The sequence below is a fragment of the Rhizobium sp. R634 genome, assembly GCF_002211305.1.
Classification (GTDB): domain Bacteria; phylum Pseudomonadota; class Alphaproteobacteria; order Rhizobiales; family Rhizobiaceae; genus Rhizobium.
Window position 1 is genome coordinate 338,103 of the sequence record NZ_LOKW01000024.1, and the last position, 16,361, is coordinate 354,463.

Below are 16,361 nucleotides of genomic sequence, written 5' to 3' on the forward strand. Positions count from 1 at the left end.
GCCGACCGCTCTTAGCGGAAGAGCGACAGGATGTTCTGCGAAGAGGAGTTCGCGATCGACAGCGACTGGATCGCCAGCTGCTGCTGGGTCTGAAGAGCGCTGAGCCTCGACGATTCTTCTTCCATGTCGGCGTCGACGAGGCGGCCGATACCGGAGTCGATCGAGTCGCTGAGAGCCGAGACGAAGTCGTCCTGGCTGTCGATGCGGCTGGAGAGCGAGCCAAGAGCAGCGCCGGCGCTGGTCATGGCCTTCAGAGCCGATTCAACGTTCGTCAGAGCCGACTGGATCTGACCGGCGGTGAAGTTGGTGATGTCCATCGAGTAGATCGAACCCGTCGCGCCCGTCGATGTGCCGAGAATACCCGTGGAGGTTTCAACCGAGCCGCCGCTCATGCCGAACAGAACGTTGCCGGCGGAGCCGCTGTCGAGAACGTAGTCGGTCGTGGTGATCGATACGGCGTTGGAGCCGTCGCGGACGAAGGAGGAAACGACGCTCTTGGTGCCAGCAGCGCCGGCAACCCAGTTTTCACCGTTGAAGGAAGCCGACTGAGCGATGCTCAGCAGCTGCTGCTGCAGCTGACCGATTTCTTCCTGGACCTTGGCCTTGTCGACGCCGTTTTCAGTCGCGGCAACGAGCTTGGCCTTGATCTCACCGACGACGTCGATGGCGCTGTCCATGGCGGTGTAAGCGGTATCGACCTTCGCTGCACCTACGCCGAGAGCGTCGGAAACAGCCGAAAGCGCCTTGTTGTCCGAACGCATGGTCGTTGCGATCGACCAATAGGCAGCGTTGTCGGAAGCCTTTTCAACGCGGTAACCCGAAGAAACGTGGTTCTGCGTGCTGTTGAGGCTCTGGTTGACGCTGCGCAGCGTCTGGAGAGCGGCCATTGCGGAAGAATTCGTGTTAATGCTTGTCATAAATCTGTCCCCTGGAAACTAGATACAAAAAGGAGGACATACCGGACTGTAATACCGGCGATGACGGACCAGCTTCATGCTACTCGGCGCCTGCTTGTTATGGCCCAAACCCGTCATGTCCAGGGCAATCTCGCAGCCAATGCTTGCCAACTTCTTAAAAATACCGGGTCCCGCTTGGCCCCTCACACCGCATAGTTAATGCCTCCTCACAACGCTTAGTTAATGGCTGCTGAAGATAGTTTTGGCATTCGAATTTCGAGCAGCAAAAGCGAATTTTACCGGCAAAAATGGGCTCTTTCTGAGACAGGTGAGGATTTGCGGACGACGCAGGTCCATCGCGCCACCGGTTTCAAGCAAGCTTCGAATGTCAGTGTGTGAGATGCCGGGATAGCATCATCGGACCGATCCCTCGTTTACCGGGGAGGACGGCCCGCGTGCGCGTCCGCAATCGGCAGCCACGCCAGAATATTTCCTTCACGGAGTTGGGTTTTGAACAGCAAAGTTTCGTTCTCTGCGGCATCCAAAGATTACCAGGCAGGCCGCTACACAAAGTCCTTGGCGGCGCTCAACCAGCTCATCGATACTCAGCAGGACGCCAAGACCTATGCGCTGCTGGCGAAGAACCTCGTGCAGCTCGGCTTCAAGGCCGATGCCGCGAAAGCCTATGGCCTTGCCGGCAATTGCGAAGGACCGAACGCTTACGAATATCAGAAACAGGCTGCCAAGCTGCATTATGAGACCGGCAGCGAGGATGAAGCCCTGCTGATCGCCATGCGCAACCTCACCAGGGCGCAGGAAGATGCCGAGCTCGCCTTCATCATTACAGTGATCTATCTGAAGCGCCAGCAGCGGGATATCATCCGTCCGTTCAAGACGATCCTGTCGGAAAGCATGAATCCCGATCACATGCGCCTGGCGGCCCTGCTGCTCAGCGACGATCTCAACGACGCAACCAACCAGGCGCTTGCGCGCAACCTCTTCAAGCGCTTTCCCGGCAATCATGCCTTCCGCTTTCTCCACCTTGTATTCGCACGTGAATTCAATGACTTCGAAGAGGCAGCCAAGCATCAGGCGGTGATCGACGGGGCCCTGGCAAAGGGCGATCTCGAGATTCTGCGCAAGGACAACCCCTTCTATCATCTGCACTGGTGCGGCAACGAGGATTTCAACCGGCACGCAACGATCGGCACGACCCCTCTCAACCAGGAACGGGTCGCTTTCCGCCGCAACCAGCCGCACACATGGTCCGACAAGATCCGGATCGGCTACATGTCATCGGATTTCTGGGATCGCCACGCGACGATGAAGCTCCTGCAGCGCATCCTGGAACTGCACGACAAGGATCGCTTCGAGGTCACGCTGTTCTGCCATACAGGCCCAGAATATCTGAAGCATAACGACACCGACCGCAGCCGCTGGGGCAGGATCGTCGACATTCACGGCTTCTCCGACCAGGCGGTGCTCGAAATCGTACGCGAGTACAACATCGACATCATGGTCGACCTGAAGGGCCATACGTCGGGCAGCCGGGCGGCGGCTTTCAACCTGCCGCTCGCACCGGTGCATGTCGGCTGGCTCGGCTTCCCCGGCAGCACCGTCAACATCGATCTCGACTACGTCATCGGCGACCATTTCGTGCTGCCGGATGTGGCAATGCCGTTCTATCATGAGAAATTCTGCCGGCTTCCGGAGAGTTACCAGCCGAACGACCCGACGCATCGTCCGAAGCCGCGTCCCGTCACCCGTGAGCAGCTCGGCCTGCCGGAAGAGGCGTTCATCTTCGCCTCCTTCAACGGCAACCGCAAAATCACGCCGGAAACGATCAACAGCTGGTGCCGGATTCTCAAGCGGGCGCCGAACAGCGTGCTCTGGCTGATGGCCAATACGCCGCGCAACCAGGCAAACCTCTTGAAGCAGTTCCAGGCCGCGGGCATTTCCGCCAAGCGGATCATCTTCTGCCCGCGCGCGCCCTATGAAGAGCACATCGACCGCCAGCAGGCGGCCGATCTCGGCATCGACACCTTCCCCGTCAACGGCCACACGACCACCTCGGAGCAGCTATGGGGCGGCCTGCCGGTTCTAACCGTCAAGGGCACCAATTTCGCCTCACGCGTCAGCGAAAGTCTGCTCCAGGCAATCGACCTGCCTGATCTCGTCGCCGCCGACCTGCAGGCTTATGAAGACCTTGCTGTCGAATTGGCGCAAAATCCCGGGCGGATCGCCGAATACAAGGCGCATCTGAAGGAGAAGCGGTACATCGCGCCGCTCTTTGACGCCGAACGCTTCTGCCATCATCTGGAGCAGGCGTACGAAATCATGGCCGAGCGCGCCAAACAGCGCCTTGTGCCAGAGCACATCGACATTCCGGCGCTGCCGCCGCGCACGGCGCCCTTCGCCGCCGAGTGAGGCTTTCGACCTGCACAAAAAAACCGCCGGAGCGATCCGGCGGTTTTTTCGTTGGGACGGTAGTGAAGGCAGCCGTTCAGCTGAATGAGCGCACCAGGCTGCCGACGAGCAGGTTCCAGCCGTCGATCAGCACGAAGAAGAGAATCTTGAAAGGAAGAGAGATCGAGGTCGGAGGCAGCATCATCATGCCCATCGCCATGGTGATGGTCGCGACAATGAGGTCGATGACGAGGAACGGCAGAACGATGAGAAAGCCGATCTCGAAGCCGCGGCGAATTTCGGAAATCATGAAGGCTGGGATCAGCACGCGATAGTCGATCGGATCGGCCGTCTGAATATTCTGCCCGCGCTCGCGCGCGAGATCGACGAAGAGCGCCAGATCCTTGTCGCGGGTATTGGCCGCCATGAACGTACGGAAAGGTTCGGCAATCCGCTGAACGGCTTCGGTCTCGTTGATCTGGTTGGCGAGCAGCGGCTGCACGCCATTCTGCCAGGCCTGATCGAAAGTCGGCGACATGACGTAGAAGGTCATGAACAGCGACAGCGACAGCAGGATCATGTTGGAGGGCGTCGAGGAGAGGCCCATGCCCGAGCGCAGGATCGAGAAGGCGATGATGAAGCGCGGGAAGCTCGTCACCATGATCAGGATGCCCGGCGCGACCGAAAGAACGGTCAGCAGGCCGAACGTGCGGATGATCCAGGCGGCGACGGAGCCGTCGACCGGCACGTTCAACAAATCGGTCGGCAGCTGCTGTGCCACCGCCAGTTCCGGTACCGCCATCATGGCAGCAAGGAAAACTATGAATCGAATCATTCGATGACAAATGTCCTGAACATGACCTTCGATACCCGCCCTTGCGAGCGAAGGTCAACACGTTCCTGTATGTCATCCTTGAGATATTGAAAGCCCCGCGGCCCCTCGATCTGCTGGAGCGATACGGTCCTGATATAGGCGAGGATATCCTGATGAATATCCTCGGAAACCTTGACATCGGGCGGCCCGTTGAACAGCAGCGCGACCTCGAGTCGGACCCAGTTTTCAGAGGGATAAGCGAGGTTCGACGTGATCGGCTCGAGCTGGACGACGTTGTTCTCTTCGGTCGAGATGCGCGCCAGGCCTTCCTCGGCCTTTTTCTTGGCCTCGGCCTCCTTGGCCAGCTCCGCTTCCTTGGCGCCCTTGACGTTGGGCGCGACGATCGTGCCGACCGCCCAGCCGCCGCCGGCGCCAACGAGCGTCAGCACGGCAATGCCGATGATCGTCATCAGCGCGGCGGATTTCTTCTTCGGTTGACCTGCGATTTCGTCTGGCTCTGCCATCGTCGTTCAGCCTCAAAGCGGCGAGAAAAGATCGACAGCCTGCTGGCCGCGCGGCGGCTGCTGCACTTCCATCAGCCGGCCGCGGCCGCCATAGGAGATGCGGGCTTCGGCGATCTTGTCGTAGGAGATCTGGTTGTCGGCATTGACGTCCTGCGGACGAACGATACCGGCGACGTTCAGGATGCGCAGTTCCTGGTTCAGGCGCACTTCCTGCGAACCGGAGATGACGAGGTTGCCGTTTTCGAGGATGCCGGTGACGACGGCTGCGACCAGAAGGGTAATCTTGTCGGTACGCTCGATCTTGCCCTTGCCGTCGGTGCTGGTGTCGGAACCGTAGGTCAAGTCGGTCTTGGACTCCGGCGTCCAGCCGAAGATCTGGGCGTTGATATCCCAGTTCATGCCGCTCGAATTGGTGCGGCTGCGGTTGGTCTCGTTGTCGAAGGAAGCCTTGTCGTTGATCTGAATGTCGACGGTCAGAATGTCGCCGACGTTCAAGGCGCGCGCATCCTTGAAGAGGGCGGCCTGCGAATCGCTCCATAGCGAATAGCCCTGCGCGACGGCGCGCGGCTGCTTCGGGTAGAGCGCCATCTGCGGCGTCTGGCCATAGGCGAGACCGCTGCCGATCGGGCTCATGGCTGGCGCGCGGCCGATCTCGCTGACCGCCGTCGGAGACTGGCAGCCTGCAAGGAGTGCGAGGGCGGCGATCGCGGCCGGGAGACGCATATTCATGAAGGATCCTTCGACGTATTGGGGTCGGACGCACTGGCGATGATGTTTGCGATGACCGCAGCTTTCTCAGGGTCCATCTCGTTGAGGATGAGGCTCGACTGGCGCGGGCCGAGCCGCATGATGACGGCAGACGCCACCTCGATCTTCATGTCCTGCAGCTGGAGCGCTGCCGCATCCGGCTTCATCTTCTTATAGATTTCGGTGAGGCCGGCTTCCGCCTGCTTCAGGAAATCGTCGCGACGCTTGAGCCAGTCCTGATATTCGGCCTTGCGCTTGTCCATCTCGGCCATGCGGGCGTCGATGTCGGCGCGAAGCTTTTCCAGTTCCTGTTTCTGCAGGAGGTAACGCTGGTCGCGTGCGGGATCGGCGATGTTCGTGCAGAACTGCTTGATCTCGTCCTGGGGCGTGATGGCGCCTTCCGGATGCTCCTGTGCGAAAGCGCCGGGAATCGAGAGGAGGACGAGGCCCGCCGCCGGCAGCGCCAGCCGGCGCAGCAATTGCAGGACCGTCATGTCAGGATTGATGATGCCAATCATTGCAGCACAAGCTCCGCCTGCAGGGCGCCCGCCGACTTGATGCCCTGGAGAATGGCGATGATGCCATCCGGTTTCACGCCGATATTGTTAAGACCGGCGACGAGGGTCCTGAGGTCGGGGCCATCGATGATGGCGACGCGTCCGCCGGTCTGTTCGGCCGCGATGTCGGTCTGCGGCTGGACAGCGGTGCGGCCGCGCGAGAAGGGTTCGGGCTGGATGATCTGCGGCGTCTCGGTAACCTGGACCGTCAAGGTGCCGTAGCTGACGGCGACTGGCGAGACGCGGACATCAGAGCCGATGACGATCGTTCCGGTCCGCTCGTTGATGACGACCTTGGCCGGCGTATCGGTTTCGACGATGAGATTTTCGATATCGGCCATCAAGCGGGTGAGATCGGCCGCGCGCGGCTTCTGGACCACCACTTCCTGCGAATCCTTGGCTTCCGCCACCGGGCCGCCGAAGCGCGCCGAGGCGTAACCATTGACGATATCGGCGATACGGATCGCCGTCGAGAAGTCGGGGTTGCGTAGCTGCAGGACGAGATTGACCGAATCCTTGAAGCGGGACGGCAGCTCGCGCTCGATGATCGCGCCGCCCGGCACGCGGCCGGCTGTAGTGACGCCTTCGGTCACCGTCGCCGCCTGGCCTTGCGCCTGAAAGCCGGAGACGATGACGGCGCCCTGGGCGACGGCATAGATCTGGCCGTCGGCGCCGGAAAGCGAGGTCATGACGAGCGTGCCGCCGCGCAGCGACGTCGCGTCGCCGAGCGAGCTCACCGTCACGTCGATACGGCTGCCGGGGCTAGCAAAAGGCGGCAGGTTGGCGGTGACCATCACCGCCGCCGTATTCTTGGCGCTGGACTGGCCGCCCTGCGTCGAGATGCCGAGATTCTGCAGCATCGCCCGCATCGACTGCTCGGTGAAGGGCGAGGAACGGAAACCGTCGCCGGTTCCCTGCAGGCCGACGATCAGGCCGTAACCGATCAGCTGGTTGTCGCGGCCGGCCTGGAGGGAGGCGATGTCCTTGATGCGGGAGGTCAGCGCCCAGGCGGGCGCGACGTCGGCCAAATTCATGGCGAGAACCGCGACAAGGGTCAGGAAACGGAAGAACAATTTCATTTTGCCCTCACATGGATCGTGCCGTCCGCAAGCACCGTGCCGCTGACGATGACGCCGGAATCCATATTGCGCGCGCGGATGAGCTGCCCCGTCGCGCCGTCTTCGAGCGGCGTGCCGGCGGCCGAGATCGTCATTGCGCCGAGAGAGAAGACAAGGCGGATCGAAGAGCCGCGCGTCACCGTATAGGGCTCGCGCAAGGCCGAAACCGAAATCGTGCGGCCAGGCAGCAGCGTGCGCTTGGAGACCAGACCTTCGACCTGCGAAATCGATTTGGCATAGTCTCCGGCGAGGTTGGGGTTGGTGACCTCGACCTCTTGAAGCTGGCTGCCCGACAATGTGTCGCCGGGGTAGATGATCGTCGTCGGGACGACGGCATAACCCATGCCGGCATCCACCTCCGCGGGCAAAATGATGCCCGCGACTGCGATCGTGGCTGCCGCCACCCATCCTGAGATGCGTCCTGCCCGGCAAAACATCATGTTTCGGCCCTTCCCTTTACTTCAGGTTCTTGCTGACGATGGAGGCCATTTCATCAGCGGTGGTGATCACCTTGGAATTCATTTCATAAGCGCGCTGGGCCGATATCAGCTCGGTGATTTCCTTCACCGGATCGACGTTGGAGGATTCCAGATAACCTTGCTTCATGTAGCCGAAACCTTCCTCGTCCGGGTTGCCGACGACAGCCTCGCCCGAGGCGGCCGTTTCCTGGAAGAGGTTGTCACCGATCGGCTGGAGGCCCGCCTCGTTGACGAAGTCGGCAAGCGTCAGTTGACCGAGCACGGTCGTATCGGTCTGACCGGGCAACTTGACCGAAACTTCGCCGGAGCGGCTGATCGTCAGCTCGGTGGAACCCTGCGGAATGGTGATGCCAGGAAGAACCTCATAACCGTCGATGGTGACGAGCTGGCCCTGGTCGTTCTTGTTGAAAGCGCCGGCGCGGGTGTAGAGCGTGGTGCCGTCGGTCGACTGGATCTGGAAGAAGCCCTTGCCGATCAGCGCCACGTCGAGGTCGTTGCCGGTCTGGGTGAGTTCGCCCTGGAGATGCAGATTGCGGACCGCCGAGGTCTGGACGCCGAGGCCGATATTGGCGCCCTCGGGAACGACGGCCTGGTTGGCGCGGTTGGCAACGCCCTTGGCACGTTCGGTCTGGTAGAGCAGATCGGTGAACTCGGCGCGAGCCCGCTTGAAGCCCGTCGTGTTGATGTTGGCGATGTTGTTCGCGATGACTTCCAGATTGGTCTGCTGGGCATCCATGCCCGTTGCTGCGATGGCGAGCGCTCTCATGTCTTCGTCCTCAAATCAGTTACATCTGCATCTTGGTGACTTCGAGAAAGGCCGAGACGACCTTGTCACGGATGGCAATCGCGGTCTGCAGCGTCTGCTCGGCCTGCAGCATGGAATCGACGACTTCGCGCGTCGTCGCCGTGCCCTTGATACCGGCAAAGGACATGCTTTCCGCACCCTTCAGGCTGTTGACGGCGTCAGTGGCCATGCCGCCCAGGACCGAAGCGAAGCTCATGCCGTTGGCGGCGCCCGCAGTACCCGGCATGGTGGCGGCGGCAGACGACGAGACGGAATTTTCGGTGTCGACGGCGCCGAGCGCACGGGTCATCGAAAGGTTGCTGACATTCTGGACGCTGCTGATCATTATTATTGGCTCTTCAGGAGATCGATCGTGGAGGAGATGAGGTCGCGGGTCTGCTTGATGGTCTGCAGGTTGGCGTCGTAGGAGCGGTTGGCTTCACGCATGTCGGCCATCTCGACCAGGATATTGACGTTCGGCAGCTTGACGACGCCCTTTTCATTCGCAGCCGGATTGCTGGGGTCGAACTCAGTGCTGAAGTCCGTTTCGTCGACACCGACCTTCTTGACGTTGACCGTCTCGACGCCGCTCGTGCGGTCCATCTGCTGGCCGAAGGTGATCGTCTTGCGGCGATAGGGATCTGCGCCGGGCGTGTCGCCGGTCGAGCGGGCGTTGGCGATGTTTTCCGAGACGATGCGCAGGCGCGTCGACTGCGCTTCAAGCCCGGAACCGGCGATTTTCATTGCTGCTGAAAGCGGATCCATGACTTTTACTTCCTGACGGTCATCAACATCATGCGGTTGAAGGAGCTGACCAGCGACGTGTTGAGCTCGTACTGCCGCTTGATCTCGCCGGACTTCGAAAGTTCCTCGGCCACACCGACGGTGTTGCCCGATTCCTGAATGCCGATCTCCTGGTCGAGCGCCGCGTCCTTGACATCGATGTCGCCGCTGGCGCTGAAATCATTGCCACTCAGATGCGCCGGATTGGTGCGCGCCATGGTGATCTCGGACCTATCAAGCACGGCGTCGAAGGGCGTCACGTCCTTGGCGCGGAACTTCGGCGTGTTGGCATTCGCGATGTTGCCGGCAACAACCTGCTGACGGATCGTCAGCCATTCCGCCTGCCGCGAAGCCAAGTCGAAAAGTTGGATCGGTTGCATGAGAACTCTCCGTTTTTACTATCCCGAACCTAGTGAGGTAATCTTGCGTGGGACTTACGGGAATTCGGGCTTCGAGACCTTTTCAGCCGGTGCCGGAGGCCGTTGAAAGAACAAAGACTCCGGCCGGTTCGCGGCGGAGCCCCTGTTGCCTCATGCTTTTGCAGGCAGCATCAGTTGTTCTGGTAGATTTCGCCCTTGGAGGTAACGATCACCCATTTTCCGTCGCGCTGTTCGAGCGTCGCCAGACGGCTCTCGTCGGGCAGGATCGAGCCGATCCGCACCACGTACATGCCCGAGGGATCTTCGATCAGCGCCCGGCCGTTGGAAACGTGCAGCAGCCGGAAGGAAGACTTGCCGGGGAAAGGCTGGTCCTCTTTGAGCATGGCGCCATCACGCGCCTTGCCGAGATCGGAGACCGTAGCCGTCGTCAGCGTATCAACCGGCGGAACCTTCTTGTCCGTCTCGTTCTTGTTGACCATCGCAAGCGGCGAGACGCTGAAAACGTTGCGGGCCGGCCAATCCGGCAGTTCGCGTGCATTGTCGCTGCTGGCGACGTTGATGCCGAACTTGTCCTCATTGAAGAAGACATACCAGGGGAAGAAAGCGGAGGCGCCGGCGAGCGCCAGGCCGGCGAACGTCAGGAACCGGTCCAGAATGACGGTCTTCCTGCGCTGCTTCGGGGAAGCGATGCGTTCGTCGTCGAATTCAGCCACGTCTATCTCCTCTGAATGGGACCGCCCTGATTGCCCATGCCGGCCGCGGCCTTGAGCGCGCCGGCAAGATCGGCGAAGGCATCGGCCGACTCGCGATCACCGGGAGACTGCTTCAGAACGTCGTAAATGATGGGCACCTGCTTGACCGCCATATCAAGGTCGGGATCGGCGCCCTGGCGATAACCGCCGATCAGGCGCAGGTCGCGTGTCTCCTCGAAGCGGTGGATCAGCACCTTCAGCCGCGACACCAGCTTTTCCTGATCCGGCGTCCAGGCCTTCCGGGCAAGACGCGAGATCGAGGCCAGCGGATCGATCGGCGGATAACGCCCTTCTTCGGCGAGACTGCGCTGCAGGACGATATGTCCGTCCAGGATGCCGCGTGTCGAATCGGCGATCGGGTCGTTGTGGTTGTCGCCGTCGACCAGGATGGAGATGATCGCGGTGATCGTGCCAGCGCCTTCGGGCCCGGGGCCGGCGCGTTCCAGGAGGCGCGGCAGCTCGGTGAAGACGGAAGCGGGATAACCGCGCGCAATCGGCGGCTCGCCGGAAGCCGTCGCCACCTCGCGGATCGCATGGGCAAACCGCGTGACGCTGTCGACGATGAAAAGAACGTTCTCGCCCTTGTCGCGGAAATGCTCGGCGATGGTGACCGCCGTCAGCGGCGCCATCTTGCGCAGCATCGGGCTTTCATCGCTGGTTGCGACCACGGCGATCGCCTTCTTCATATTGCTGCCGAGCGTATCCTCGATGAATTCGCGCACTTCGCGGCCGCGCTCGCCGACAAGCGCGATCACCACCTTGTCGAAGGCATCCGCACGGGCAAGCATGGACAGAAGCGTCGATTTGCCGACGCCGGAGCCGGCAAAAATGCCGAGGCGCTGGCCGAGGCAGAGCGGCGAGAAGATATCGATGGCGCGCACGCCGGTCTTGAAGCCGGCCTCGACACGCTTACGGGTCATCGAGGGCGGGGCGGTATTGGAGATCGACCGGCGATCGAGCCCTTCGGTGATCGGGCCCAGCCCGTCGATGGGCTCGCAGAGCGAATTGATGGTGCGCCCGCACCAGCTGTCCGAGGGTGAAATGCGGAAGGCGCCCTTGCGGATGACGGTATCGTGGATACCGATCGGCTCGCCGGGTTCGATCGGGCAGACATAGATCAGATCCGGCTCGACGCGAACGACCTCTCCGAGATGGATGCCGGTCGCCGACTTGTGGGCGACGAACTCACCGAGACGAACATGGCGCGAGAGACCGCGGACCGTATAGTGGCCGGCGGCGATGGTCTGAACCCGCCCGCCATGGGCGACGGCGAAGTCCGGCGAGACGTAGCGGTCGACGAGGCCTGCCAGATGCGCCAGTTTGGGAGAGAGGCTTTCCTCGGACAGCAACGTGGTGCTCATACGTCAAATCCCGCCCGAAAATGCGTCGCGCAGCTTCCCAAAACCGCTGCATTCTCTTGGGCGGCATGCATTAGCGGCTGCCTCCGAGCGTCTGGACGGCTTCCTTGAACGAATCCTCGCTGTCACGCATTAGCGAGGAGATGCTTTCGAAGGCGCGGTTGACTTGGATCAGCTGGGTGATCTCGCGCATGGCGTTGACGTTGGAATTTTCGAGATAGCCCTGCTCGACACCGATATTGAAGCGATCCACGACGGCGCGCGGCTGGTCGGTGGTCATGATGCCGCTGTTTTCGTACCTGAGATAACCCTTGCTGACATCGGCCTCGAACAGGCCGAGTGAACCGACCTGACGGCCGCCCTGATAGATCACCCCGTCGGTGCCGACGGCCGGCTCGCCGCCTGCAGTGTTGAGCTGGATCGGCGCACCGCCGGCGTCGAGAACCGGATATCCCCGGACAGTAACGAGTTCGCCCGTTTCCCTGATCGTAAAGCGGCCGTCCCGCGTCAGAACCCGGCCGGCCGGCGTATCGAGCGCGAACCAGGCATCGCCTTTGATGGCGAAATCGAGCATATTGCCGGTGTGCTGCAATTCGCCGGTCTGTTCGCTCAGATAGTCATTGCCCTGCGAGACGAAAGCGACCTTGGTGTTCAGCTTGTTCTTGGTGTTCGCCACCATCTCGTCGAACTTCACCTCGGTGGCGCGAAAACCGGTCGTATTCACGTTCGCCATGTTGTCTGCGATGGTGTTCAGGCGCTTTTCCAGAGCCATCTGCGACGACAGAGAAACATAAAGACCGGATTGCATGTCGGTAAGCTCCAAGCATTGGCGATGAACGGAACGAAAAGCCGGGCGTCGTTTGGTGTGGTTCGGCCGGAATTCGCTGAGGCGGCATCTCAGAAACGGGTGCGGACACCCATTCGTCACCTTTAGCCTGACGACAGATGCTTGCGCGAAGCTGGCACGCGGAAATGCCCCGCGACCGGCCCTTTCATCAGCCTCACGCAAGGCAGAAACCCTATCGGTCTCAAAGAAAAGCAACGTTCAGATTGGGCTGACGATGAACATCATTATCGGATTTATAGTGACTTGCGGCTGCGTCATCGGCGGCTTCATGGCAATGGGCGGCCACGTGGACGCTCTGTTCCAGCCCTTCGAGTTCGTCATCATCGGCGGCGCGGGTCTCGGCAGCTTCATCATGGCCAACCCGATGAAGGTGGTGAAGGATTCCGGCAAGGCGCTCGGCGAAGCCTTCAAGCACGCCGTGCCGAAGGAACGCAACTATCTCGACACGCTCGGCGTGCTCTATTCGCTGATGCGCGACCTGCGCACCAAGTCGCGAAACGAAATCGAAGCCCACATCGACAATCCAGCCGAATCGACGATCTTCCAGCAGGCTCCGACCGTTCTGAAAAACAAGGAATTGACCGCATTCATCTGCGACTACGTGCGCCTGATCATCATCGGCAATGCCCGCAGCCACGAAATCGAGGCGCTGATGGACGAAGAGCTCAACACCATCATGCACGACAAGATGAAGCCCTACCACGCGATCCAGATCATGGGCGATTCCTTCCCGGCGATCGGTATCGTCGCGGCCGTTCTCGGCGTCATCAAGGCGATGGCAGCGATCAATGAATCGCCTGAAGTGCTCGGTCACCTGATCGGCTCGGCGCTCGTCGGCACCTTCCTCGGCATTCTCTTGTCCTACTGCCTCTGCTCGCCGCTGGTCTCCCAGATCAAGATCGTGCGCAACAAGCAGCACCGCCTCTACGTCATCGTCAAGCAGACGCTGCTTGCCTACATGAACGGCTCGGTGCCGCAGGTCGCTCTCGAATACGGGCGCAAGACGATCTCGGCTTACGAGCGTCCGTCGATCGATGCAGTCGAACAGGAAATGATGAACCCAGGCGGCGAAAACAAGGCGGCTTAAATGACCACGAGCAATGCTTCGCATGACAAACCGGCAATGGATCCTGCCCTTCTGGCCAAACTGACGGGCGGGCTCGGCGACAGAGGCAGGGTCGCCAAGATCTGCAGCTCCTTCGGCGAAGTTTACAGCGAATTCTTTCCCGACGTCATCAAGAGCGAGACCGGCCTCGACGTGACGGTCAACTATCTCGGCTGCGAGATCGGCTACAAGAACCACCTGATTGACGACCTGAGCGCCAACGTCACGCTCGTCGACGCGACGCTGCGCAACTGGTCGCAGAACATCACGCTTGCCTGCGGCAACGGTTTCGTCATCACGCTGATGGAACACCTGCTTGGCGCCACCGCCGATACGATCGAGGAGCCGGCCGACCGTCTGCTGTCGGTTATCGAGCTCGACCTCGCTGTCATGATCTTCGACAAGATCGCCAAGGTGCTGCGCTCGGCCGTCAACGCGCCCGGCGGCTTCGAACCCAGCCTGTCGGCCCCGCACGCCCATGATACACGCGCCCGGCCGCCGGAAGACCGGCCGGATGAGTTCGTCGCCGCCATCAACATGTCGATCACGCTGGCCGGAATCGTTTCGGAATTCTCGCTGATCGTTCCTCAGACGGCGCTTCTCAAGACCAACGTGACGCCGCCGAAGCCGAAGCGCCAGGCCGCCGGCAAATCGCCGGAATGGACCGAGCAGCTCGGCGACCAGGTCCGCCGGTCGCATGTGACGCTCGAGGCAAAGATCAGGCTACAGGATCTGACGCTGCGCACTATATCGAAGCTGATGGTCGGCGACGTCATTCCATTCCGCGACCACGAAGACGTACGCGTCGAGGTGAGCGCCAACAGCAAGGAACTGTATGTGTGCGAATTCGGGCGTTCCGGCGAAAACTACATGGTCCGCGTCAAGGATACGATGAACTCGGATGACGAACTCATCCGTCATTTAATGAATTAATCGGTTCTCTGGCTTTTGGGCTGCAAAGGCAGTTTGAGGCAAGTTTCAACTGGAATAGTGATTTCATGGCTACGAAGAAAACACAGCAGAACAGCGACCTCTCCCTGGATATGCCGGGCAGTGAAGCCGATCTCGACCAGGCGATCGACGATCTGCGCGGTGTGCTGAAGCAGGATGCCGATGGCGACTTGTCGCAGTTTGGCGGCGACCTGGAGAATGATGCCTTCGGTGCAGGAACGGATCTGGCCGCCTTTGGCGGCGAGACTTCGAATTCCCCGTTCGGCGGCGACGATTTCGGCGGCGATTTCGGCGCTGGCAATGCCAGCCCGGCCGCAGGCATGGATTTCGGCGGCAGCTCTTCCTTCGAGGCGTCGCCGGCGCCGCTCGGCAGCGCGCTGACCTCGAACTTCGAACTGATCATGGACATTCCGATCGACGTCCAGATCATGCTCGGCACTAGCCGCATGCAGGTTTCCGGCCTGATGAATCTCAATGAAGGGGCGACGATCGCCCTCGACAAGAAGATCGGCGAACCGGTCGAGATTATGGTGAATGGCCGCAGGATTGCACGCGGCGAGATTACGGTGCTTGATAACGACGACACGCGATTCGGTGTGAAACTGATAGAAGTTTTGAGCACGAAAAAAGCCTGATCCCTGTGTGGGACGGAGAGGTTAGACCATGATGGACTTTGACGATTTCGGCGGCGCGCTAGCCGGGAAACCGTTGACCCAGGCTGAAAAGGCGGCGGCTGTTCTTCTCGCTATGGGAAAGGGAGTCGCCGGCCGGCTGTTGAAATATTTTACCCAGGCAGAACTGCAGACCATTATCTCATCCGCCCAATCGCTGCGCGCCATTCCGCCGGACGAGCTGCTGTCGCTCGTCGCGGAATTCGAAGACCTCTTCACCGAGGGCGCCGGCCTGATGGACAACGCCAAGGCGATCGAAGCGATCCTGGAAGAGGGGCTAACGCCCGACGAGGTCGACAGCCTGCTCGGCCGCCGCACCGCATTCCAGGCCTATGAGACCTCGATCTGGGATCGCCTCAGCGAGGCCGAACCGGCATTCGTGGCACAGTTCCTGCTGCGCGAACACCCGCAGACCGTCGCCTATATCCTTTCGATGATGCCCTCTGCCTTCGGCGCCAAAGTGCTGCTGCAGCTTCCCGACAATCGCCGGGCCGACATCATGAACCGCACGGTCAACATGAAGACCGTCAGCCCGAAGGCCGCGCAGATCATTGAGAACCAGGTCATGACGCTGCTCGCCGAAGTCGAGGCGGAGCGCAATGCGGCCGGTTCGACGAAGGTCGCCGATCTCATGAACGAACTCGACAAGCCGCAGGTCGACACGCTGCTCACCTCGCTCGAATCGATCAGCCGGGAAGCGGTCAACAAGGTTCGCCCGAAGATCTTCCTCTTCGAGGACCTCATGTATATGCCGCAGCGCAGCCGCGTCATGCTGCTGAACGACATCTCCACGGATGTACTCACCGTCGCGCTGCGCGGCTCGCCGCCGGAGATCCGCGAATCGGTTCTTTCCGCCATCAGCCCGCGCCAGCGCCGCATGATCGAATCGGATCTGCAGAGCGGCATGGGCGGCGTCAATCCGCGCGAGATCGCCATCGCTCGCCGCGCCGTCGCCCAGGAAGCGATTCGCCTGGCCAACTCAGGCCAGATCGAGCTCAAGGAGAAGGAAGGCGACGCTTCGGCAGCCGCCTAACGCTTCGAGACTGTTGACAAATCCAGCATCCCGAAAGGCGGCTGTTGATCGCCCTGCTGCGGGCGACTACCCTTCCATCAATAGTCGTGCTTCAGAGCGCCTTGCATGAACGTAAATCATGCAAGGCGTTCAGGTCTTTGCTTTGATGCATATCGT

Annotated in this window: 19 protein-coding genes; 5 read left to right on the forward strand and 14 right to left on the reverse strand. The window is 60.9% G+C overall.

Annotated features, from left to right (window positions below):
• Positions 1-11: 11 nt before the first annotated feature.
• Positions 12-917, reverse strand: a complete 906-nt coding sequence (locus tag ATY77_RS22110) for a flagellin (protein ID WP_088688854.1) — start codon at positions 915-917, stop codon at positions 12-14.
• Between the two features lie 489 nt (positions 918-1,406).
• On the opposite strand from ATY77_RS22110, the gene ATY77_RS22115 reads away from it, so the two are divergent.
• A complete protein-coding gene (locus tag ATY77_RS22115; protein ID WP_088688855.1) occupies positions 1,407-3,323 on the forward strand; it encodes a glycosyl transferase in 1,917 nt (638 codons plus the stop codon).
• 76 nt (positions 3,324-3,399) lie between these two features.
• Here the strand turns inward: ATY77_RS22115 and fliP are convergent, their stop codons facing one another.
• The 13 genes from fliP to flgF all read right to left on the reverse strand — a co-directional run bounded on the left by fliP (position 3,400) and on the right by flgF (position 12,406).
• Positions 3,400-4,137 (reverse strand): flagellar type III secretion system pore protein FliP, encoded by a 738-nt coding sequence (gene fliP, locus ATY77_RS22120; protein ID WP_088688856.1) that lies wholly within the window; start codon positions 4,135-4,137, stop codon positions 3,400-3,402.
• The gene (locus ATY77_RS22125; protein WP_088688857.1) at positions 4,134-4,640 is read right to left on the reverse strand and encodes a flagellar basal body-associated FliL family protein; all 507 of its coding nucleotides are present in this window, start codon (positions 4,638-4,640) and stop codon (positions 4,134-4,136) included. The genes fliP and ATY77_RS22125 overlap by 4 nt, the downstream gene beginning before the upstream one ends.
• 12 nt (positions 4,641-4,652) lie before the next feature.
• Positions 4,653-5,369, reverse strand: a complete 717-nt coding sequence (gene flgH / locus ATY77_RS22130) for a flagellar basal body L-ring protein FlgH (protein ID WP_088688858.1) — start codon at positions 5,367-5,369, stop codon at positions 4,653-4,655.
• Positions 5,366-5,905 carry a MotE family protein gene (locus ATY77_RS22135; RefSeq protein ID WP_088676848.1) on the reverse strand — a complete coding sequence of 180 codons (540 nt, stop codon included), beginning with the start codon at positions 5,903-5,905 and terminating at the stop codon, positions 5,366-5,368. The genes flgH and ATY77_RS22135 overlap by 4 nt, the downstream gene beginning before the upstream one ends.
• Complete coding sequence (locus ATY77_RS22140) at positions 5,902-7,023, reverse strand: flagellar basal body P-ring protein FlgI (RefSeq protein WP_088676847.1); 1,122 nt, start codon at positions 7,021-7,023, stop codon at positions 5,902-5,904. The genes ATY77_RS22135 and ATY77_RS22140 overlap by 4 nt, the downstream gene beginning before the upstream one ends.
• Positions 7,020-7,502: a flagellar basal body P-ring formation chaperone FlgA gene (gene flgA / locus ATY77_RS22145; RefSeq protein ID WP_088676846.1), complete on the reverse strand. Its 483-nt coding sequence runs from the start codon at positions 7,500-7,502 to the stop codon at positions 7,020-7,022. Before flgA ends, ATY77_RS22140 begins: the two co-directional genes overlap by 4 nt.
• A 16-nt stretch (positions 7,503-7,518) precedes the next feature.
• Positions 7,519-8,307: a flagellar basal-body rod protein FlgG gene (gene flgG / locus ATY77_RS22150; protein WP_088676845.1), complete on the reverse strand. Its 789-nt coding sequence runs from the start codon at positions 8,305-8,307 to the stop codon at positions 7,519-7,521.
• A gap of 19 nt (positions 8,308-8,326) precedes the next feature.
• The gene (locus ATY77_RS22155) at positions 8,327-8,671 is read right to left on the reverse strand and encodes a flagellar hook-basal body complex protein FliE (RefSeq protein ID WP_088676844.1); all 345 of its coding nucleotides are present in this window, start codon (positions 8,669-8,671) and stop codon (positions 8,327-8,329) included.
• 2 nt (positions 8,672-8,673) lie between these two features.
• Positions 8,674-9,090: a flagellar basal body rod protein FlgC gene (gene flgC, locus ATY77_RS22160; RefSeq protein ID WP_088688859.1), complete on the reverse strand. Its 417-nt coding sequence runs from the start codon at positions 9,088-9,090 to the stop codon at positions 8,674-8,676.
• Positions 9,091-9,095: 5 nt separating this feature from the next.
• Positions 9,096-9,488 carry a flagellar basal body rod protein FlgB gene (flgB, locus tag ATY77_RS22165; protein WP_088676842.1) on the reverse strand — a complete coding sequence of 131 codons (393 nt, stop codon included), beginning with the start codon at positions 9,486-9,488 and terminating at the stop codon, positions 9,096-9,098.
• Positions 9,489-9,658: 170 nt separating this feature from the next.
• Positions 9,659-10,201, reverse strand: coding sequence for a flagellar protein (locus tag ATY77_RS22170; RefSeq protein ID WP_088676841.1), 543 nt, complete (start codon positions 10,199-10,201; stop codon positions 9,659-9,661).
• Between the two features lie 2 nt (positions 10,202-10,203).
• Positions 10,204-11,601 carry a flagellar protein export ATPase FliI gene (gene fliI, locus ATY77_RS22175; RefSeq protein WP_088688860.1) on the reverse strand — a complete coding sequence of 466 codons (1,398 nt, stop codon included), beginning with the start codon at positions 11,599-11,601 and terminating at the stop codon, positions 10,204-10,206.
• 70 nt (positions 11,602-11,671) lie between these two features.
• Complete coding sequence (gene flgF, locus ATY77_RS22180) at positions 11,672-12,406, reverse strand: flagellar basal-body rod protein FlgF (RefSeq protein ID WP_088676839.1); 735 nt, start codon at positions 12,404-12,406, stop codon at positions 11,672-11,674.
• A 253-nt stretch (positions 12,407-12,659) separates the two neighbouring features.
• Here flgF and motA point away from each other — a divergent pair, with 253 nt between their 5' ends.
• From motA to fliG, 4 genes are all read left to right on the forward strand, one after another.
• Positions 12,660-13,532 (forward strand): flagellar motor stator protein MotA, encoded by an 873-nt coding sequence (gene motA, locus ATY77_RS22185; RefSeq protein ID WP_088676838.1) that lies wholly within the window; start codon positions 12,660-12,662, stop codon positions 13,530-13,532.
• Positions 13,533-14,483, forward strand: a complete 951-nt coding sequence (locus ATY77_RS22190) for a FliM/FliN family flagellar motor switch protein (RefSeq protein WP_088688861.1) — start codon at positions 13,533-13,535, stop codon at positions 14,481-14,483.
• Positions 14,484-14,548: 65 nt separating this feature from the next.
• A complete protein-coding gene (gene fliN / locus ATY77_RS22195) occupies positions 14,549-15,136 on the forward strand; it encodes a flagellar motor switch protein FliN (protein WP_088688862.1) in 588 nt (195 codons plus the stop codon).
• Positions 15,137-15,164: 28 nt separating this feature from the next.
• Entirely contained in the window at positions 15,165-16,205 is a 1,041-nt protein-coding gene (fliG, locus tag ATY77_RS22200) for a flagellar motor switch protein FliG (protein WP_088676835.1), read from the forward strand.
• Positions 16,206-16,361: the final 156 nt, after the last annotated feature.